General features: G+C 63.7%; 18 protein-coding genes, 4 tRNA genes and 1 pseudogene. 15 read left to right on the top strand and 8 right to left on the bottom strand.

What is annotated here, in order from left to right; genetic code table 11:
• Nucleotides 1-104: 104 nt before the first annotated feature.
• Nucleotides 105-893: an HPF/RaiA family ribosome-associated protein gene (locus tag AWC12_RS22665; RefSeq protein WP_085177063.1), complete on the bottom strand. Its 789-nt coding sequence runs from the start codon at nucleotides 891-893 to the stop codon at nucleotides 105-107.
• Nucleotides 894-939: 46 nt separating this feature from the next.
• Nucleotides 940-1,599 carry an SRPBCC family protein gene (locus tag AWC12_RS22660; RefSeq protein ID WP_024449479.1) on the bottom strand — a complete coding sequence of 220 codons (660 nt, stop codon included), beginning with the start codon at nucleotides 1,597-1,599 and terminating at the stop codon, nucleotides 940-942.
• 227 nt (nucleotides 1,600-1,826) lie between these two features.
• Here AWC12_RS22660 and AWC12_RS22655 point away from each other — a divergent pair, with 227 nt between their 5' ends.
• Both AWC12_RS22655 and AWC12_RS22650 read left to right on the top strand, forming a co-directional pair.
• On the top strand, nucleotides 1,827-2,261 hold the full coding sequence (locus AWC12_RS22655) for an Hsp20/alpha crystallin family protein (protein WP_024449478.1): 435 nt from the start codon (nucleotides 1,827-1,829) through the stop codon (nucleotides 2,259-2,261).
• Nucleotides 2,262-2,379: 118 nt separating this feature from the next.
• A pseudogene (locus AWC12_RS22650) lies at nucleotides 2,380-3,084 on the top strand (hypothetical protein).
• On the opposite strand, the gene AWC12_RS22645 reads toward AWC12_RS22650, so the two are convergent.
• Nucleotides 3,085-3,930 (bottom strand): universal stress protein, encoded by an 846-nt coding sequence (locus AWC12_RS22645; protein ID WP_024449476.1) that lies wholly within the window; start codon nucleotides 3,928-3,930, stop codon nucleotides 3,085-3,087.
• Nucleotides 3,931-4,310: 380 nt separating this feature from the next.
• On the opposite strand from AWC12_RS22645, the gene AWC12_RS22640 reads away from it, so the two are divergent.
• Nucleotides 4,311-5,753 carry a GGDEF domain-containing protein gene (locus AWC12_RS22640; protein WP_085177061.1) on the top strand — a complete coding sequence of 481 codons (1,443 nt, stop codon included), beginning with the start codon at nucleotides 4,311-4,313 and terminating at the stop codon, nucleotides 5,751-5,753.
• Nucleotides 5,754-5,840: 87 nt separating this feature from the next.
• Nucleotides 5,841-6,608, top strand: a complete 768-nt coding sequence (locus AWC12_RS31715; RefSeq protein WP_110808717.1) for a hypothetical protein — start codon at nucleotides 5,841-5,843, stop codon at nucleotides 6,606-6,608.
• Nucleotides 6,609-6,642: 34 nt separating this feature from the next.
• On the opposite strand, the gene AWC12_RS22630 is transcribed toward AWC12_RS31715, so the two are convergent.
• The 3 genes from AWC12_RS22630 to AWC12_RS22620 form a co-directional block, all read right to left on the bottom strand.
• Entirely contained in the window at nucleotides 6,643-8,760 is a 2,118-nt protein-coding gene (locus AWC12_RS22630; RefSeq protein ID WP_085177059.1) for a heavy metal translocating P-type ATPase, read from the bottom strand.
• An 88-nt stretch (nucleotides 8,761-8,848) separates the two neighbouring features.
• Entirely contained in the window at nucleotides 8,849-9,085 is a 237-nt protein-coding gene (locus AWC12_RS22625; RefSeq protein ID WP_412098545.1) for a metal-sensing transcriptional repressor, read from the bottom strand.
• Entirely contained in the window at nucleotides 9,082-9,312 is a 231-nt protein-coding gene (locus tag AWC12_RS22620; RefSeq protein ID WP_420087732.1) for a heavy-metal-associated domain-containing protein, read from the bottom strand. Before AWC12_RS22620 ends, AWC12_RS22625 begins: the two co-directional genes overlap by 4 nt.
• Before the next feature lie 941 nt (nucleotides 9,313-10,253).
• On the opposite strand from AWC12_RS22620, the gene ripB reads away from it, so the two are divergent.
• The 3 genes from ripB (at nucleotide 10,254) to AWC12_RS22605 (ending at nucleotide 13,229) form a co-directional block, all read left to right on the top strand.
• The gene (ripB, locus tag AWC12_RS22615; RefSeq protein ID WP_234814136.1) at nucleotides 10,254-10,937 is read left to right on the top strand and encodes an NlpC/P60 family peptidoglycan endopeptidase RipB; all 684 of its coding nucleotides are present in this window, start codon (nucleotides 10,254-10,256) and stop codon (nucleotides 10,935-10,937) included.
• 364 nt (nucleotides 10,938-11,301) lie between these two features.
• Nucleotides 11,302-12,057, top strand: coding sequence for a response regulator (locus tag AWC12_RS22610; RefSeq protein ID WP_110808716.1), 756 nt, complete (start codon nucleotides 11,302-11,304; stop codon nucleotides 12,055-12,057).
• Nucleotides 12,054-13,229 carry a sensor histidine kinase gene (locus AWC12_RS22605; protein WP_085177053.1) on the top strand — a complete coding sequence of 392 codons (1,176 nt, stop codon included), beginning with the start codon at nucleotides 12,054-12,056 and terminating at the stop codon, nucleotides 13,227-13,229. Before AWC12_RS22610 ends, AWC12_RS22605 begins: the two co-directional genes overlap by 4 nt.
• Nucleotides 13,230-13,242: 13 nt before the next feature.
• Here the strand turns inward: AWC12_RS22605 and AWC12_RS22600 are convergent, their stop codons facing one another.
• Nucleotides 13,243-13,923 (bottom strand): DUF305 domain-containing protein, encoded by a 681-nt coding sequence (locus AWC12_RS22600; RefSeq protein ID WP_085177051.1) that lies wholly within the window; start codon nucleotides 13,921-13,923, stop codon nucleotides 13,243-13,245.
• Between the two features lie 989 nt (nucleotides 13,924-14,912).
• Here AWC12_RS22600 and AWC12_RS22595 point away from each other — a divergent pair.
• Nucleotides 14,913-16,121: a Fic family protein gene (locus tag AWC12_RS22595; protein ID WP_085177049.1), complete on the top strand. Its 1,209-nt coding sequence runs from the start codon at nucleotides 14,913-14,915 to the stop codon at nucleotides 16,119-16,121.
• A gap of 122 nt (nucleotides 16,122-16,243) precedes the next feature.
• On the opposite strand, the gene AWC12_RS22590 is transcribed toward AWC12_RS22595, so the two are convergent.
• Nucleotides 16,244-16,318, bottom strand: a tRNA-Val gene (locus AWC12_RS22590).
• 124 nt (nucleotides 16,319-16,442) lie between these two features.
• Between AWC12_RS22590 and AWC12_RS22585 the strand changes: the two genes are divergently transcribed.
• From AWC12_RS22585 to AWC12_RS22555, 7 genes are all read left to right on the top strand, one after another.
• A complete protein-coding gene (locus AWC12_RS22585) occupies nucleotides 16,443-16,856 on the top strand; it encodes a DUF6636 domain-containing protein (protein ID WP_085177402.1) in 414 nt (137 codons plus the stop codon).
• A gap of 95 nt (nucleotides 16,857-16,951) precedes the next feature.
• Nucleotides 16,952-17,024 (top strand) — tRNA-Gly (locus tag AWC12_RS22580).
• Nucleotides 17,025-17,051: 27 nt separating this feature from the next.
• A tRNA-Cys gene (locus tag AWC12_RS22575) sits at nucleotides 17,052-17,125 on the top strand.
• A gap of 11 nt (nucleotides 17,126-17,136) precedes the next feature.
• Nucleotides 17,137-17,211, top strand: a tRNA-Val gene (locus AWC12_RS22570).
• Between the two features lie 256 nt (nucleotides 17,212-17,467).
• Nucleotides 17,468-17,761 (top strand): hypothetical protein, encoded by a 294-nt coding sequence (locus AWC12_RS22565; protein ID WP_085177400.1) that lies wholly within the window; start codon nucleotides 17,468-17,470, stop codon nucleotides 17,759-17,761.
• Nucleotides 17,762-17,889: 128 nt separating this feature from the next.
• Nucleotides 17,890-18,090, top strand: coding sequence for a three-helix bundle dimerization domain-containing protein (locus AWC12_RS22560; protein WP_024449411.1), 201 nt, complete (start codon nucleotides 17,890-17,892; stop codon nucleotides 18,088-18,090).
• Between the two features lie 259 nt (nucleotides 18,091-18,349).
• The gene (locus tag AWC12_RS22555; protein ID WP_024449410.1) at nucleotides 18,350-18,772 is read left to right on the top strand and encodes a hypothetical protein; all 423 of its coding nucleotides are present in this window, start codon (nucleotides 18,350-18,352) and stop codon (nucleotides 18,770-18,772) included.
• The last annotated feature ends 2 nt before the right edge of the window (nucleotides 18,773-18,774 follow it).

The following is an 18,774-nucleotide window of genomic DNA, read 5'->3' as shown; positions in this document are numbered from 1 at the left end:
TGGCGGCGGCCCTGCCTCTGACGCTAAGACCGGCCGCTCACGGATCTCTAAGGCCGTTTGTCACATTCGGAGTCGCCGCAAGACCTCAGAGCGCTTCTCACCGTTCACCCGGCGGGCGTGATCAGTCCGTAGTGGCCGTCGTAGCGGCGATACAGCACGCAGGCGCGACCTTCCGCGGCGTCGATATAGAACAGGAACGCCAAATTCATCTCGCTCAGCCTGGCCAGAGCATCCTCTTCGCGTAGGCACGGCACCGGATGGGGGCTGATCGTGGCGAGCAGCCGGTACGGCGCGACCTCACCAGCCAGCGCGGGCGCCACCAGCGCGAGGCGATGTCCTGTGGGCCCACCCCTGTACAGGACTGCGGCGGCGCCCGAACCGATCTCATTGAACAGATGAAAATCGTAATCGAGCAGTTCCATCTCTGCGGCGGCCTCGTCCACCGTGCATGGCGCCATGGCGAACGATTTGCGACGAATGACCCGCGGGTAACCCACCGCGCCTGCCGAGGATCCGGCGTGCGACCTGGGTTCACCCGATTTGCGCCATGGCGGCGCGGTGTCCGGACCGCGATGGGGGTCCCACAAGTGGTGAAGGTGCTCCACCTGCCTGCGCAGCCGCGCTTCCAGCATGTCGATGGCCTCGAGTGCATCGTCGGCCTCGACCTGCGCGCGCACGACACGACCACCAAAATCCACGTTCGCCTGCGCAATCACCGGCTTCTCCGCGGCCGCGCGATGACTGCGGGTCAGCCTCACCCGTGCGTGCGACATCGGGCGGCGGGTCAAGCGGGCGACGCTGCCGATCTTTGCTTTCGCGTACTCGACGGCGCCGGGAAACTCACCGTGTGTGGTGACATCGACGACGGTGGCAGTGTCTGCTGTATTGCTCATGGCTCGTTGGTACGCCGCTGACCCTCGCCTCGGTTAGGGCCGAAGGTCATTGGTCGACAGGCTGTTTCGGAGCCGAAATGCCGGACCGGCTCTCGACTCGACGCTTGATGCCAAGGAGCATGCCGCGAGTGACGAGTGCTCTGGCCGGTCCTGCCACCTCTGCCAGCAGCACCTCGCCGGGGTGGCGCAACGCCAGACGGGATCTGATCAGCAGCCGACAGCGATCCTCCCACTGTGCGACGATGTGGAACGACCACACTGCATCCCACGGCGACTGCGGCTTTTGCGTACGCAGCACGATCGTCTCTGGTGCAGTTACTTGGACGACCTGCATTTCGACCCCTTCGGTCAGACCGAGCCATCCCTTCGGCACCAACCGGACCGCATCCCCCACCGCGAGGTGCTGCCATTCCGGATGAAGTGTGTCGACGTTGTGATAGCGAAGACCAATGACGTCTTCGAGCGCCTCGAAGCTGTAGAGGCCGCCACGGTCCTGGCCCATTTGGATCAGCCAGGGCCACACTTCGTCGGCGGGTGCGTCGATCCACACCGCCTCGGTCGCCTGCAGCACTGGCGGTGAGAGCAGTTCGTCACCCGCGAGCTTCTCGCCTGCCTCGCCCTTGGTCGTGCCCCAGTCACGGAAGTAGCGGCGCGCGGCGTACAGTAACGCCGCTGCGGCGACGACCATTCCAGTCTTTTTCGGCATGGCCTCACCTTCGTCCCGACAGGGACTCATCCGCTAGGGCCGGTAGTCCTTTGCGTCATGCGACCGGTCCTGGACTTGTAGACCGCGTCGCAAACCAGCAGGACCGGATTCGCCAGACGAACGACCCGCATGCCAGGGACTTCAGTCCCTAGTGAGGTCGATTCGTCGGTGGTCGGATTCAACTGCAACTCCACCGCACTACCAACCATCGATGTCAGGAGAGCATCATGAACGACGTTGTTGCACCGCAACATCATCGGCCGTCGTGGCCGGAAGTCAGCGAGTTCTTCTCGGGCCTGCCGCAGTGGGCGACATTGCGCCCGCTGTTCGGCACCCACCCCATCAAAGTCGAAGACGACATCACCGACGGCACATACGAGCTGCAGGCCGAAATCCCAGGCGTCGATCCGGACAAGGACGTCCAGATCACCGTCCGAAACGGCGTGCTGACCATCAAGGCCGAGCGCAGCGAGAAGAAGGAATCCAACGGCCGCTCGGAATTCGCGTACGGCTCCTTCACCCGGTCTGTCACCCTACCGACCGGTGCGGACGAGGATGGCATCAAAGCCAGCTACGACAAAGGGATTCTCCGCGTCGCCGTGCCGCTCAAAGAAGTTGAGGCACCCGAAAAGCACATCCCCGTCGGAGCCGCCGAGGGTTGATGCAGGTTCGGCGGCGCCCGGGCGATCTTTTCGAGCCCCCGAGCGCCCTGGGCCGACGCACCGGCGAACGTGACTTTCGGCTCTACGCGACGGTCCCCTGGATCCATAACGTCAGGGCATGGGTAAGCAACGAGAACTCCTGGCTGACGCAATGGCCGCCATCGGCATCGCCGCGCTGTACCGCGCCCACGTGCAGCCCTGGATTCAGACCTAGGGTGCTCGAGCCGACGAGGTCAGCGCCACGTTGCCCGGCGACGAACTCGTCAAGGAAGGCACCAGGCGCGCGACCCGCGCCGTGACGGTCGACGCTCCGCGCCACGACATCTGGCCGTGGCTGGTTCAGATCGGCGAGGATCGGGCGGGCTTCTACAGCTACTCCCTGCTGGAGCGAGCCGTCGGAGCCGACATCCGCAACGCCGACGTCATCCATCCGGAGTGGCAGCACCTCCAGGTGGGCGACACCGTATGGCTGGCCCACCGATACGGCCCAGACGCGCGGCAGATCGTCGCCGCGGTAGAGCCGAAATCTCATCTGGTTCTCGTGTCCCCGGACGACTATGTGCGCTTACAGCGAGGCGGAAAAGCCAGCGGCAGTTGGTCATTCGTGTTACGCCGCGAGGTGGGGTGGACGCGGTTGCTGGCGCGAAGCAGCGGCGGCGCCGTCGGTCACTTCTGGTTCGACATCCCCCACTTCGTGATGGAGCAGAAGATGCTGCGCGGCATCGCGCGCCGGGCTCAGCAGACGCGCCGACGCGAAATCGCGGATGCGATCGAGCGGCACCCGTGCAGCCCGGGCGTCACGCGAATTCCGCAGGCGACCTGATCAGCTGTGAACGACCAGGACCGGCCGGTGGGCGCGGCGCAGGACGGCGGCCGCGACGCTTCCGAGCAGAACTTCACGGACGGGTGAGCGTCCGCGCGAACCGACGGCCAGCACCGCGGCGTCCGTATCGTCGCAGCATTGAATGAGCGCATCGGCCACCGAGCGGTCGCGAGGGCGACCAAAACGGTTCGACTCGAACACCGACAAGACCTCGGCTCCATCGGGACCCGTGACTTCGTCGTCGCCGTCCCCGCGAACGGACGCAAGTACCACCTTCCGATCCGGGAACAGGCGCTCGACCTTCGACACCGCCGCATCGGCTGCCGCGGAACCGTCGTAGCCGACGACCACCGGGCCGCCCTCCAGTGCGTCGAACTCTCCAGACAGCAGAGGACTGGGCACCATCAGGACCGGAACCGTAGCGAAGTGCACCGCCATGTCACACACGCCGCCGACCACCTCCTGCGTCCCGTCGAGGCCCCGATCGCCGAGCACGAGCACGTCGGAGTCGAGCTTTTCTGCCAACTGCGCCAGCCTCAGGCCGTCTGAACCGACGGCGCGCTTGACGATTGGCTCGGCATCCCATTGCGCCGCCGTCGCCAACGCGACGCCGGCAGCCACGATGGCGCCCGCCTCGCGCTCGCCTTCCTGCTCGATGAGTTCGGCAAGTTCGTCCGCGGTGGCCGCGAGTGTGCGTAACCTTCGCCGGAGCCTTTTGCCGGCAAAGGGCGGTTCCCATATGTAGGCAATCCAGGCGTGGGCGTCCGGGAAGAGCACCGCTGCCGCCGTGATGGCAGCTCCCGCCGCCGGCGAACCGTCGTAACCCACGAGCACGTTGGTCTGCATACAGGCCTCCCCTAATAGATCCGCATGCTGACGTTAAGCGCGTGCGCGACGCGGCACTAGGGTCCAAATGCCCGGAAGCCGCAGATCACGGAGTGTTCTGTGAAGCAATAGGGTCCAAATGCCTCTGCCCCGCCAGCTACGAGCGCTGCACAATGGAAGCGCTATCGCACAAGGCTGTGTTGCGGACATTGCTCGCAAGGCAACGGCGTGCACGGCTGACGCGATCCCACGGATGGCGCATCGTGCGGCGGCAGAAGGCAACAACCGAACGGTGTACAGAAACTAATCTCTGACGTACGCGTCATTTGCCCCGCGGAGATCCCCCGGGACGGCATCCTGAAGCTGCCGCTGACGTCAGGAGTGGGGTGGAGTGTGAATCAATGACCTGCTCCGCAGCCCACTTGGTCGCGTTCCCCCTCGTGTACTCCTTATCCGTCCTTGCCGGACGCGCGACTCGACTCGCCGGTGGCGAGGTGGCGCTGTTGTGGCCCGCAGCAGCGGTCGGAGCGATCTGGATGCTCTCGGTGTGGAGATGCCGCACATGGGTGCGGGTGGCACATGTCGCCCTCCTCGCTGTCGTCTCATTCGCAACCAACCTCACAACGGGCGCCGCGGTACCCCTGAGCCTGTGGTTTGTCCTCGTCAACGTGGTCTTGTCGGTCGTCACGGTGCAGGTTCTGACCGCCGGCCGAGATGAGGTCACGCTTCGCGACCCAGCCGACTTTGCGCATCTCGTCGCCGCCGTGACAGTCGGCACCTGTTCGGCCGCGGTGCTCGCGACGGGATACTTCGCGCTCGTCGGTGGTGCGCCGGTGGTGGAGACGTTCGCGCTATTCGCCGTGCGCAATGGCGCGATGGCGCTGCTGGGACTGTCGATTTGGCTGACTTTGCGCAACCGAGAAACACACTGGAGGCGCTTCAGCGCGCAAACCGTCCTTGAGGTGTTCCTCGTGACCTGCGGCGTGGCGGTCCTGTTTTTCTGGACGTTCTGGCTGCATGCCGGCATACCGATGGCGTTCATAGCGCTGCTACCCGCCATGTGGGTGGCACTGCGGTACAGCACGACGGGCAGCACCGTGTTCCTCCTGGTCGCGGGCGGGTGGATCGTCTACGCGACGCTGTCCGGCAGGGGGTTCGTCGTTGATGACGTTCAGATGCGGGCACTGTTGGCGCAGGGCATGGTCTGCAGTCTGACCCTAGTTGTGCTGACGCTGTCGCTCTACCGCGACTCGCGCGCGCGACTGATCGCCGAACTCGAGGAGGCACGCGACAGGGCAGACCATCTCGCATCGCACGATTCGCTGACCGGGCTGGTCAATCGCGATCTGTTCGTCGAACGGATCGAGGACGCCCTGGAGTTGGTGCGCAGCGGGGCGTCAGATGGCGTGGGTCTGATCTTCCTCGACCTCGACGGTTTCAAAGCAGTCAACGACACATGGGGACATGCCGAAGGCGACAAAGTACTTCTCGAGGTATCGGCCCGGGTACTGGCGGCAATCGAAATGACCGACACCGCAGGCCGTTTGGGTGGCGACGAATTCGCCGTGCTGTGCCCCAACACGTCCGACATCGGGCAGTTGGAGGGTATCGCAGAACAGCTTCGAGAAGATCTGCGTCGACCCATCACGCTCAGCATGGGAGGCACCTATGACCGGCTGTCCGTCAGCGCGGGCGTCGTGACCGGAAACGGAGGGTGTGACGCCGAGATGCTCCTGCGCCAAGCCGACGCGCTGATGTACGACGCGAAACGAAGCGGTAAGGATTCCGTCAGCGTCGATGCGTCTTCCGAGAAGGTCGCACAGTTTCAGAACGATGGCGGTTAGCCGGCCAGATGACGACGTCGTCTCGTTCGGGTGGCGATGTGATGTCGCCGAGTTTCGGACGTGATACCTGCTGTCATCATCGGACGGGTGGCGTCTCAGACGGTGAAAAGGACAGACAGCAGGTTGGCGGCCCGCCTTGCCGCGCTAGCTTCACTGGGCGCCTCTGTTATTCACTTCGCCGTCGTCCCTGCCCACTGGCAGGAGTGGGCCCCTGCGGGTCTCTTCTTTCTAGCGATTGCTCTGTTTCAGCTGGTGTGGTCCCGCGTTGTTCTCGTCCACACAACGACACTGGTGCTTGCCGCCGGGATTCTGGTCAACGTTGGCGCCATTGTCCTTTGGGCGCTGTCCCGCACGGCGGGGGCTCCGATCGGTCCGCACGCCGGACAGACCGAGATCGTGGCCGGCGCTGACTTGTGCGCGCTTCTCCTTCAGATCTATGTCGTGATGGGCGCCGGCTGGGTTTGGTATCGCGGTCTGCGCGGGGAGCCGGTGTCGGCCTTCGCAAGTGCTGCGATCTTGCTCGGCGCGGTCGGTGTCGTTGCGTTGGCGTCTACAGTCGGGGCTGCCTCTGGCCTGCGGCACGGCGACCACGGGCACGGGCACGGGGATCACGGGACAACCGGCCACGGGCCCGCGGCGGAACCAGGTCATCACGCGTCGACCGGCGAACATGCTGATGACCATTACGGTCATGCTCCTGAGCCCGTGACTTCCCCGCCTGCCGCGCGCCCGGTCGACGCTCCCGCCCCGGCACCTGGAGGGGTTCCTGCCGGTCCCACGCCAGCGCCCATCAGCGAACCGCTTCCCCCTGCCGCGCCTCTGAGCGGTCACGAGGATCATGACCACGCACACTGATCGCTACGCATTGCAACACGAGTAAACCTCCGTCCTAGCGGGTCAGGACAGCGCGGGTGCTGGCCTCGGGGCTGAGGTCGAGTCGGCGCAGCAGTTGGGCGTTCAATGCCACCACGACGGTCGATAGTGACATCAGGATTGCACCGACCGACATGGGCAGGACGAATCCGACCGGTGCCAGGACTCCGGCTGCCAGGGGTACGGAGATGAGGTTGTATCCGGCGCCCCACCAGAGGTTTTGCTTCATTTTGCGGTAGGTGGCGCGGGACAGTTCGATCACCGACAGCACCGATCGCGGGTCTGAGCTGGCCAGGATGACTCCGGCGGAAGCGATGGCGACATCGGTGCCTGCCCCGATGGCGATGCCGACGTCGGCCTGTGCCAGTGCCGGGGCGTCGTTGACCCCGTCACCTACCATGGCCACTTTCTTTCCCTCGTGTTGCAGCTCAGACACCTTGGTGGCCTTGTCTTCTGGGCGCACACCGGCGAACACGCGGTCGATGTCGAGTTCGCGCCCGACAGCTTGAGCGACGGCGTCGGCATCGCCGGTGATCATGACGACCTCGACACCGAGTTTGTGGAGCGCGTCGACGGCTTCGCGAGACTCGGGCCGGATTTCGTCGGCCAAGCTGAGGCCGCCGACGACGATGTCATCACGGACGACATGCAAAATAATGGCTCCCTGGGCTCGCCATTGCGCGGCAGCCGTGACCTCGTCGGCGCCAACTTCGTCAAGCAGGCGTGGACCGCCGACGCGAATCTCTTGTCCATGGACTGTCGCGGTGACACCAACCGCCGGGGAAGACGAAAAGCCGCTTGCGCGTGGGATATCGAGCTTGTGGTCATGGGCCGCTTTGACGATGGCGCGCGCCAGTGGATGCTCGCTATCGGCCTCGGCTGCGGCGGCCAGCGCCAGCACACCGTTGCCATCAAGGTCGCCGGTGGTCTCGATCGCTGTCACGGTGGGTTCGCCCTTGGTGAGAGTGCCTGTCTTGTCGAACAACACCGCGTCGATGGTGCGCATCGCTTCCAGCGCGAGCCGGTCTTTGATGAGCACGCCGCCCCGTGCGGCGCGTTCGGTGGCGATGGAGACGACCAGTGGGATCGCCAAGCCCAACGCGTGGGGGCAAGCGATGACCAGGACGGTGATTGCCCGTATCACCGCGGCGTCGGGATCACCCGCGATCGTCCAGGCAGTCGCGGTGATGACGGCGATCAGCAGCGCAAACCAGAAGAGCCAGCCGGCCGCCCTGTCTGCGAGGCGTTGGGCGCGTGAGGAGGAGTTCTGCGCCTCGGCGACCAGACGCTGAATTCCGGCGAGTGCGGTGTCCTCGCCCGTGGCGGTGATCTCTATCCGCAACCCGGAATCCGTTGCTACGGTTCCGGCGGTGACTGCATCGCCGACGTCACGGGTGACGGGTCGTGATTCGCCGGTCACCATCGATTCGTCCATGTCGGCACGACCGGCGACGATCCTGCCGTCAGCCGGCACGCTTCCACCGGGCCTGACGACGACGAGGTCCCCCACCACCAGGTCTGCGGGTGCGACCGTGATGGTGTGGTCGCCGTCGACCCTTTCGGCTTCGTCGGGGAGCAGAGCGGCCAGCGAGTCCAGCGCGGAGGTGGTTTGGGCGAGCGAGCGCATTTCCACCCAGTGTCCGAGCAGCATAATGACGATCAGCAGCGCCAGTTCCCACCAGAACTCGAGTTCGTGATGCAGCAGGCCCAGGCTGGCACCCCAGGACGCGAGGAAGGCGACGGTGATCGCCAGCCCGATCAGCAGCATCATTCCTGGTTTGCGGGAACGGATTTCGCTGACCGCGCCGGTGAGGAAGGGACGCCCGCCGACGACGTACATCGCTGAGCCAAGGAGGGGCGCAATCCAGCGGGCGCCCGCGACGTCGGGGACTTCGTAGCCGATCAGCATCGCGAACATGGTGGAGAACGCCACGACGGGTACGGCGAGAAGCAGGTTGATCCAGAAGAGCTTTCGGAATTGTGCGACGTGATCGCCGTGCCCGGCGTGGGTATGGCCACCATGCTGGGTGTGAGGCTCGTGCTCGGCGTGCCCGTGGTGCTCGCCGTGGCTTTCATGGTCGGCCCGGACGTCGTTGTACGGCGACGCTGCTGCCTTGTTCTGGTGATGTGTCATCTGCTGCTCTCCTTCATGGAGCTCACGTGATGTTTCGATGCCCCCATGGCGTCGGGAAGAGGCGGACGCGGCTGCGCCGCCGAGGCCGTCACGATCGCACGAGTCGGGCGATAGCTTCGGATGCTTCGGCGAGTTTGGCGTCGGATTCTGGCCCACCGGCGGCAGCGGTGCTGATGCCGCGGGCCTGCCCTTCAATGCGTTTCATGCGCTTGAGGTACTTGTCTTTGTCGCTGATGTAGCCGTGCGTTGAAGGTGGCAGGCCATCGTCCGCGGCGCCGGCGCGGGTCATAAGCGGCCCTTTGGACGCGAAGCCCGCGGCATTCATGCGACCCGCACCGCCGAGTAGCCGGCCTCATCGACAGCGGCGAGAATCTTCGCATCGTCGATCGGGCCGCTTGAGGTCACGATCAAATCGCCGGTCTTGGCGTTCACCTCAACGGCTTCGACTTCGCCGACCTCGCTCACCTCTTCCCGCACCGACAGCTCGCAGTGCCCGCAGGTCATCCCCGTTACCACGTACTTGCTGGTGATCACGGCCACGCTCCGCCTCATATATTCGACATACCCCCATGGGGTATAAGTGTGGTCTACTCTATACCCCCATAGGGTATGTGGCAACTAGTTGCGTAAGCCGAATCGGACTTCCTGCGCCCAGCTTTTTCGGACCCTTGACCCGGAAGTTACGCAGAGGGGCAGGCGTCGGCATTCCGGTAAAAGTGCGTCACGCCCGAGACGACGATTGGCCGTTGACGGGTGAAGGGTGATAGGTGATGGGTGCAGGCGAGCTCGTTTCGATGCGCTACGGGGGATGGATCTGCTCACCACAGCGTGCGCCCGCCGACCGAGGCCTCGCGGGTCGCGATCACGTTGCGCTGTTTCACATTAGAGCTACGCAGCGTCGCACCGCCCAGACGCGACGCCGCATCGTTGGGATCAGTACATCGCTGACGGCCTTGCGAAGGCGCACGTGCTCGGCGCCACTTCTGCGACATGACTGCGCACCTTTATCAGATCTTCATCGAAGCGCCAGCAAAGCCAAACTGCCGACAACGACAGTTAAGCAACGGCCCGAGGACGCGGCCCGGTCGATGGTCGACCCTCTCGGTGACCGATGCCCCCGGAGATTGGAACATCCCGTAGCAGCGGTGAAAAGCCGGTGACGCCAACGTCTAGTCGCCCAAGGCAACACTTCACAGGCGGCCTCAGTGGCGGCTTGAAATCAGTTTCATTGCAACATATCTAGATGCTGCAATTCGGTTACGAATGCGACTGAAGGGAGTTTTGTGAGCTAGGTTTCCTACGTATTTGCTACGTATGTGACTGTCGCGCAGCGACGATCGTGCCTCACCGCCAGGCATCGTTGCGATGTATCAGCAGCGCATTTCTCGGCGCCGGAATGGGAGAAGCACGTGGGATCAGTTGTATGCCTCCGATGTTTGGCCAGAAAACGTGGCGCCAGCACGGAGACCTCCCCAAGTGACCCCAAGGTTCGGATTCTGTCGCGGATCGTTGCCGCCGTCGCAACGTTGGTCCTCGCGTGCGCTCCGGTCGCCTCAGCGCAACCCGCGACATCCCCGTGGGACCCGCTTCTCCCCCAGATGCCGAGCGCGGGAGCACCAGGAGATCCTGTCGCCATCGCGAATGCGTCGCTGCAAGCGACGGCACTGGCGACACAGACCGCTGTGACGATGGGGCGCAACTTCTTGAGCAGCTTGGGATTTGCCAGCCCCACAGCCAGTCCCGCAGCGAGCATTCGCAGTAATAGGCTGTTTGGTGCTCAGGCGATCGAATACGTAATTCGCAGGGCTGGCACGCAAATAGGCGTTCCCTACTCGTGGGGCGGCGGCAGCCTCAATGGGCCCAGCCGCGGAGTCAATCAAGGAGCGGGCACGGTGGGCTTCGACTGTTCAGGCCTGACGCGATTCGCCTTCGCCGGAGTAGGAATTCTGCTTCCGCGTTACTCAGGCGATCAATACGACACTGGCCGCAAGGTGCCCCCCTCTCAAGCCGAACGGGGAGATCTGTTGTTCTGGGGACCTGGCGGAGGCCAACACGAAGCCATCTATCTAGGGGGAGGTCAGATCATCGAAGCACAGCAGACCGGTGTGCCGGTCAGGATCTCCCCCGTTCGGCTGGCAGGCATGGCTACCTACGTCGTTCGAATCATAGAGAGCTGACTGGAACTCAGCCCCAAGTGGTCGCTCAATCCTTCTCGCGGGGGCGTCTGGGCGATCCTGCGTCGAGGCTGCCATCGTTGTGCATCAGTTCCGTGCTGTGAACACCGGGTAGCCGTCCCGAGGATTGGAACAGAGCTGTTGCACCCCAGCCCACAGCATTACCAAAGCGGAGCACACAAGCAACCAGGGTTCCCACCCGAGATTGTTGAAGTATCCGTCCATCACCGACTGCATCCCTGCCCTCCCTTCACGCTCGAGCCTTGCTTAATCGTGGAGTCCTCTTGATATGGGTCCTGTGAAGATCTGCTCAAGATCGAACCGATACGGACAGTCTCTCCGCCGTCGGGCCTTGCCGACAGGCACCATGAGAAACATGGAGCAGTCCCCGGCCTCGCCGTGTGAGCATGCGAAAGGTTATCGAGCGCTCGTCGTCGATGACGAAGTGCCGCTGGCCGAGGTAGTAGCCAGCTACCTGGAACGCGAGCAATTCGAAACCATCGTGTCAAACAACGGCGCCGATGCCATCGCCATCGCACGCGAGCTTGATCCCGACGTCGTCATCCTCGATATCGGCTTACCCGGCATCGACGGCCTTGAAGTATGCCGACAGCTTCGCACGTTCTCCGATGCCTACGTCGTGATGCTCACGGCCCGTGATACCGAACTGGACACCATCCTGGGACTGACGGTCGGCGCGGATGACTACATCACCAAGCCCTTCAGTCCGAGGGAACTCGTAGCGCGCATCCGGGCGATGCTCAGGCGGCCGCGCGTCTTGCAAAGCGCGTCGCAGACCGCAGGACCCGAGATCACGCCACCGCGGCGATTTGGGCCGCTCAGCATCGACGTGGCAGCCAGGGAAGTACACATCGACGATGAGGCGATCTTGTTGACTCGCACAGAATTCGACATTCTCGAAGCACTCTCGGGGCGGCCTGGGATGGTGCTGAGCAGACGTCAACTCTTGGAGATTGTTCGGGACGGACCCTGGGTCGGCAACGAGCATCTGGTCGACGTCCATATTGGACACCTCCGGCGCAAGCTCGGCGACGATGCCGCTCGGCCGCGATACATCGCGACGGTCCGAGGAGTTGGATACCGCATGGGCACGGGCCAGTGAACACGGCATCATCCCCACGACGGTGGTGGTGGCGCCGCCCCGGAATTGGCCTGCGCCTGCTGGCAGCCCAGGCCATCGTGTTGATCGCCGGTGCCGCGACGACCTCCATCGTGGCTGCGGTCGTAGGTCCGCCACTGTTTCGGGAACATCTCCACCTCGCCGGGGTACCCACGGACTCACTGGAAGAAATGCATGCCGAAGAGGCATACGGCTACGCGACGGTCATCTCCATCGGAGGCGCTCTCGCAGTGTCGGCCCTCGCTGCGTTGGCGGTAAGTTTTTACGTCAGCCGACGCTTGCAACGGTCGGTCACAGAGGTCGCCTCAGCCGCGACCGACATCGCCGAAGGTCACTACGACATTCGCGTGTCCCCGCCTCGACTAGGCGACGATTTCGACGCTCTCGCTACCGCATTCAACCAAATGGCATCGCGGCTGCAGGCAGTCGATTCGACTCGACAGCGTCTTTTCGGCGACCTGGCGCACGAGATCCGCACACCTGTCGCAGTGCTCGAGGCCTACATTGAGGCGCTCGAAGACGGGGTGCGAACCTTGACACCGCAGACCGCAGCGATGCTGCGTGACCAGACTCGGCGGTTGGTTCGATTCTCCGACGACGTGGCGGCATTGGCCAAAGCCGAAGAGAGTTCGGTGTCAATGTCGTATACCGCGCTCGATGTCGATCGTCTGGCCCGTCGCAGCGTCGCTGCGGTCAGGGAGCGCTATGACAGCAAGGGCGTCTCCCTGCACCTACAAGTCGATCCTGGTTTGCCCCCGCTGTGGGCCGACGAGCAACGCCTGGGGCAGGTGTTGGGCAACTTGCTCGAGAATGCGCTGCGCCACACCCCATCCGGAGGCACCGTCGAGATCAGCGCCACCAACAAAGGCACTCGGCTCAGACTCGAGGTCAGGGACGACGGCGAGGGCATCACCACCGAACATCTGCCGCAGCTGTTTGAACGGTTTTACCGAGCCGATACGGCGCGCGATCGCGACCACGGTGGTGCTGGACTGGGCCTGGCGATCGCCAAAGCGCTTGTCGAGGCACACGGCGGGAACATTGCCGCCAGAAGCGCGGGACCCGGCACAGGAGCAATCTTCGTTGTCGACCTGCCCTGGGGCCTCACCCGCAACGGCGAGGTGCACGTCAGCACCGGTTCCGCCCTCACGTAATCAGATCGTGCTTTTACCCTTGCAAGAGCTCCTGCATCTTCGTGATTTCAGCTTGCTGCGACGAGACGATGTTGCGTGCCATCTCGACTGCCGCCGCGAACTGTCCGTTGTCGATTTCTTGCTGCGCCATAGTGATTGCACCCTCGTGATGGACAATCATCTGCTCTAGAAACAGGCGACTTGCCGCGGCGCCCTGAGCGTTCTGCAGTTCCGCCATATCGGCCTCGGACATCATGCCGTGGCTGCCGGCCATATCGCCCATGTCGCCAGCACCGGGCATTTGATGACCGGGCATATTGTGCCCAGGCATGTCCCCGGCACTAGGTGCCGGCGCAGAAGACACGCCCCACTCCTGCAGCCAAGCCTGCATCTGTTCGATCTCCGGACCCTGAGCGTTCTTGATCTCGTTCGCCAAAGTCGTGACCTCAGGGTCGATGTCCTGCTTTCCGAGAAGCATGTCACTCATCTCGATCGCCTGCTGATGATGCGGAATCATCATCTGTGCAAATGACACATCAGCGTCGTTGTGCGCTCCGTCGCTGTTCGTGGGACCGGGCGCACCTGATGCCGCGGCCGAGGTCGATGCCGAGGTCGACGTCTCCTCAGAACCGCTCGTCGAACTCGAACACGCGCTGACAACCAGGGCAGACACTGCCACCGCAGCGAGCCCGTAAACATGTCGTTTGTGCTGCATCGCACATCCTTCCTCACGCAACTCCAGGACGTCATGCGTCCATGCGGCAGTGGTCTGCCGCTTCAGTTCCAGCCTCGGGACCCCGAGTATGCGTTCGCTCGTGGTCCCATGAAGATTTGATCAAGATGCTTTGGACTGTTGTCAGGGAGAGCGTGAACCCGAAGGACCGTAGATCATCCTTCGTTTCCAGAGCGGTTCACGGCCGCGTCGTCTCGCACGTCGGCGCGGCACCCATCACGGCGGGTGGGCTTGGCAGATCCAGGGCTCGGGCGGCAATTTCTCCATGCTTGTAGTGGCGGCCTCCAACTGCGAAGCCAGGGTCAGTCGCCAATCCGGCTGCGCCAGTGCGAAATCGCGCCCTACTCGGACCTGGCGGTCGCGGGTCAGAATTGCGGCGCCCTCGCTGGCGATCCGGCCCCGGAAGCACAGACCTCCCAAAACCGCGAGCCGACTCGACGGCGAACTACTGCGCCCCGCCCCAACACGAACCGCCGTCGGCTAGCCAACATAGTGCAGGTTGTGATGTTGCCCATTCGCGCATCAGACCCATGTGACGCTGTCTGTGACGAAACACCACCGCGATGTCAACACCTCGCAATTGCTGCCGCGCGCGCAAGAGACTTCTGGTGGTCCCGGCTGGTTTCGAACCAGCGACCTTCCGCGTGTGAGATGGGTTGGGGCACAACGGATTTCTGTCCTTGCTGATCAGAGCGGTGCAGAATGATCGAATTGGACCCGTTTAAGCACCTGTTCTGAAAACTTGGCCCCATTTTGGCCCCACCTAGAGGAGTGCAAATTTGGGGTGCCGTTCCGCCCCGCTGGGAGACAATCAGGGAGATTCCTCTAATACTCCCCTCAGGGAGGGGTCAAGCGGTGTTCCCACCACCCCGTGGGGCCAGATGGGGCCACGCCTAAGCATGCGTCCATAGGTGATGGCCAGAAGCTGATTTAGCATCACTTAACTATATAAGTGATGCTATCCTGAACGGGTGGCATCAGTAACTGGCAGCACCGCGCTGACGTACGAGACGCTGAACTGGGAAGCACCCGTTGAAGCAGGTTACGGACTCGCGGACCTGCGCGCGGCACAGCGCCAGGCCGGGAAGTACGACGCAGCGATCCCCGCATCCATTGCCGAGCTAGCCGTCACACTGCCAGCTGCAGTGCTCGCAGACGCTGAGGAGGCGAGCAACGAGATCACTCGTTTCGACGCCGAGCTTGGCGACGAGATCGCACCGTTCTCATCGGTCCTGCTGCGATCCGAGTCCGCAGCAAGCTCCAACATCGAAAACCTGACCGCTTCGGCACGAGCCATCGCCGAAGCCGAAGCTCTCGGCGACACCAGCCGGCGCAACGCCACGCTGATCGTGTCCAACACCGAGGCGATGAAAGCGGCCGTTGCCCTGGCCGACCACCTCGACGAGCACGCGATCCTTGCCATGCACGCCGCCCTGATGCGTGACAACGACCCAGCCTCCGCGGGAAGATGGCGCACTGAACAGGTCTGGATCGGTGGCGGAAATTTCGGACCTCGCGGCGCCGAGTACATCGCTCCCCACCACTCGCGCGTCCCCGACACGATCGCGGACCTAATCGACTTCACCCGCCGGACCGATGTGCCCGCACTCCCCCAGATCGCGGTTTCACACGCCCAATTCGAAACCATCCACCCCTTCACCGACGGCAACGGCCGCACAGGACGCGCACTCATCCAAGCGATGCTGCGCCAGAAGCGCCTCACGCGTCAGATCACCGTCCCCGTCTCCGCAGGCCTGCTCACCGACACCGATGGGTACTTCGACGCTCTGGGCGCTTACCGCCAGGGCGACATCGCTCCGATCGTCGCGCGCCTATCGGAAGCATCGCTGCTAGCGGTCGCTAACGGCCGTCAGCTCGTCGCGGAACTCAGATCCATTCGCGTGGAGTGGAACTCAAGAATCGCTGCCCGCCGCGACTCAGCGGTGCATCGCGTCGCAGACTTGCTCATCAAGCACCCGGTCTTGAACGCGCGGTTCCTCCAACGCGAGCTGGACATCAGGACTGGCAACGCGCGCCGATACATCAACCCGCTAGCAGAGGCAGGGATAATCGTCGAGTTCACCGACCGCGCACGCAATAGGGCTTGGCGTGCGCCTGAAGTGCTCAGTGCGCTCGAATCATTCGCGGCGAGGGCTGGGCGTCGGAATCTCCCCAACTGAATGAGGCGGTCCGCAAGCAAGCGATGACGAGTCCGATTGATCACCCCGCGCGCTCGCCGCGCTTCGTATGCGAAAAAGAGGGGCCACGATGCCAGACAACTGACAGATAGCTTGCGCTGACCTGGTGGTCCCGGCTGGTTTCGAACCAGCGACCTTCCGCGTGTGAGGCGGACGCTCTCCCACTGAGCTACGAGACCGGACTCCGACGAATCGAACGAGGCAGAAGACTAACACGCAGCGACTCCAGCCCGAGAATCACTGCGCAGCAATTCCCTGTATCACCGCTCACGACGCGCAAACCTCACATAGTGTCCGGCCATGATGCGTGGGCCGGTCGGCGGAGCTTTGATCGCGGCCACAGCGGTGATCTTTTTCGCGCCGGCGGCCGCCGCCGATCTGACCCCATTCGCCTCCCCGAGCGGAAACATCGGATGCATGCTCGCCGACGACATGGTCCGGTGCGACATCGCATCCCGCGACTGGTCGCCTCCGCCACGAACCGCGGACTGTCCTGACTTCACCGACTACGGACAAGGCATCACCCTCGGCGCCGAGGGACCCGCAAGGTTCGTCTGCGCGGGCGACACCACCTTGGGCATGGGTCCCGCGCTCGAGTTCGGGCAGACCCTTGCACGCGGCGGCATCAGTTGCGGCAGCGAGCCATCGGGCATTCGGTGCTCGAATTCCGACGGGCACGGCTTCGTGATCGCCAGGGAGGCTTACCGGCTCTTTTGACCGGCGGCGCGCCACACGAGCAAGGGATTTGTGTATGCCTAACTGCGTGGACTATCGTCGTGCTTCGCGACGGGCGACGACCTCGCCCGTGGCGCGCGGATGTAGCGCAGTTGGTAGCGCATCACCTTGCCAAGGTGAGGGTCGCGGGTTCGAATCCCGTCATCCGCTCGAGGATGCAGTGGCATCAACCCCAGCGGTGGAGTGGCCGAGTGGTGAGGCAACGGCCTGCAAAGCCGTGCACACGGGTTCGATTCCCGTCTCCACCTCCAAGGATGTACCCGCGCGATTAGCTCAGCGGGAGAGCGCTTCCCTGACACGGAAGAGGTCACTGGTTCAATCCCAGTATCGCGCACCACATAGCCCCTGTTCAGGGGCTATTTTTCTGCAACAAGGCGTGTCGCGGGCCCACGCCGCCGCCCACCGCGTGCGTCGAGAACTCACCTAGTGAATCACGCTGAGCCGCAGGGACTCTCGGACCACCTTCAAACGACTCAACGGCGCGTGCGACGAGAGGACCCGAGCCGGCCGGCCTGGACCCTGCAGCGACGCAAGGGACTGCGCCGCCGGCGCTAGAGCTCGCGCGGATTCGAACATATGATCGATAAATGGCGATGCAGAAGATCGGGCACGGCGGCCAGCCGCTTCGCTCCGTCTTCCGCCGGGTCCATCCGCCTCGCGCCGTCCTCGTCGACCTCGTCGCCCTGTTTCCGCGCGAACCCCATTGCGAAGGCAGATACCACCCGAAAGGTTTGCAGATGGACTCCATCGTCGAGGGCCAGCTCACCTGCTGGGGCCTCAGCGAACAGGGCCGGTGGTGGGGACTGGTGACATACCGGGTGAAGCACGGAGTCGAGCGGGACCCCGTGACGCACTGGGTCCCAGCATCCGTCTTGAAGCTGAAGTAACGACGTCAGACGCGTACACAATGGTCATTTGACGTTTGTCACACGTTTACGAGGTTGTTGCTGGATCGCGGGACCGCCCCGTTCGTTCGGCATTGACGAGCGCAGTTGATTGCCGCACGCTGAGCAGCATGATCGCGTTGAGTGAACAGCAGATCATCGACCAGCTCGCGGAGCGATTGGCCGATGCGCACGTAAACATCGAGCCGTCTCAAGTGGCGCGCGTCGTCCATGAGCAGTACGCCCAATTCGATGGCCGCCCCATCCGGGACTTCGTTCCGCTGTTCGTTGAACGCCGAGCCACCGCCGAACTCGGCAGGCTCACGATCTGACTGACTCCTATTCCGAATCGTTGCCCGTTTCGCAGCACAGACCTAAGTCGCTATTAGGTCCCTCTCAGGTTGGACTCCTAACTTCGGTGTTGTTCGGTTGAAAGACCAACGCAAGACGAACCCGATACGCTCGGCCCGCCACCAATCCCCCCGGGTGGCGGGCCGAGATCGTTCTCCGGCGTGAAAGCTTCCGACATCACCGTCGCACCAGCTAATGTCGCAAGACGCCGGTACGGTTTCGACGACCCAGGGGTGGACCATGATTCGCACGATGCTCGCCGCGGCCGCAGTTGGCGCCGCCGCTCTGTGTTCAGCCCCCCTCGCCTCCGCCGACCCCGGACCCATCTACTGGGACGACCCGGGCCGCTACGACACCGATGTACCGGGGATGAACTACGACGCCCACCTGACCGGCCCGTGCACCAACATGGACCGTTTCACCTTCGGTCGCGGGCCCGGCGGCGAGGCACTGCAGTGCCGCTGGATCCCCAACCAGTGGCCACCCGTCTACACCGGCTTTTGGCAGACCAGCTATGAGCTGTTCGGCGTCCGCGACATCGGTAGCCGCTGCCCCAAGCCGCAGTCGGCGGCTCAAGCTCCCGACGGTCGGCCCCTCGTCTGCATGGGCGAACAGGGCTGGCAGGCCGGCAAGTTCAATGGAGTGGGCTTCACACCGATGTGACG

Origin of the sequence: Mycolicibacterium iranicum (assembly GCF_002101705.1) — a bacterium.
GTDB classification, from domain to species: Bacteria; Actinomycetota; Actinomycetes; order Mycobacteriales; family Mycobacteriaceae; genus Mycobacterium; species Mycobacterium iranicum.
The sequence above is the reverse complement of the archived record's forward strand: the minus strand, read 5'-3'. Positions and strand labels throughout refer to the sequence as shown.

Bases quoted from the DNA above. Each gene is read 5' to 3' on its own strand.
- AWC12_RS22560 (WP_024449411.1), top strand. From the start codon at position 17,890: ATGATCGCGTTGAGTGAACAGCAGATCATCGACCAGCTCGCGGAGCGA.
- AWC12_RS22655 (WP_024449478.1), top strand. From the start codon at position 1,827: ATGAACGACGTTGTTGCACCGCAACATCATCGGCCGTCGTGGCCGGAA.
- AWC12_RS22630 (WP_085177059.1), bottom strand. From the start codon at position 8,760: ATGACACATCACCAGAACAAGGCAGCAGCGTCGCCGTACAACGACGTC.
- AWC12_RS22585 (WP_085177402.1), top strand. From the start codon at position 16,443: ATGCGTGGGCCGGTCGGCGGAGCTTTGATCGCGGCCACAGCGGTGATC.
- AWC12_RS22625 (WP_412098545.1), bottom strand. From the start codon at position 9,085: ATGAATGCCGCGGGCTTCGCGTCCAAAGGGCCGCTTATGACCCGCGCC.
- AWC12_RS22565 (WP_085177400.1), top strand. From the start codon at position 17,468: ATGCAGAAGATCGGGCACGGCGGCCAGCCGCTTCGCTCCGTCTTCCGC.
- AWC12_RS22600 (WP_085177051.1), bottom strand. From the start codon at position 13,923: ATGCAGCACAAACGACATGTTTACGGGCTCGCTGCGGTGGCAGTGTCT.
- AWC12_RS22665 (WP_085177063.1), bottom strand. From the start codon at position 893: ATGAGCAATACAGCAGACACTGCCACCGTCGTCGATGTCACCACACAC.
- AWC12_RS22645 (WP_024449476.1), bottom strand. From the start codon at position 3,930: ATGCAGACCAACGTGCTCGTGGGTTACGACGGTTCGCCGGCGGCGGGA.
- AWC12_RS22640 (WP_085177061.1), top strand. From the start codon at position 4,311: ATGACCTGCTCCGCAGCCCACTTGGTCGCGTTCCCCCTCGTGTACTCC.
- AWC12_RS22610 (WP_110808716.1), top strand. From the start codon at position 11,302: ATGAGAAACATGGAGCAGTCCCCGGCCTCGCCGTGTGAGCATGCGAAA.
- AWC12_RS22555 (WP_024449410.1), top strand. From the start codon at position 18,350: ATGATTCGCACGATGCTCGCCGCGGCCGCAGTTGGCGCCGCCGCTCTG.
- AWC12_RS22620 (WP_420087732.1), bottom strand. From the start codon at position 9,312: ATGAGGCGGAGCGTGGCCGTGATCACCAGCAAGTACGTGGTAACGGGG.
- AWC12_RS22660 (WP_024449479.1), bottom strand. From the start codon at position 1,599: ATGCCGAAAAAGACTGGAATGGTCGTCGCCGCAGCGGCGTTACTGTAC.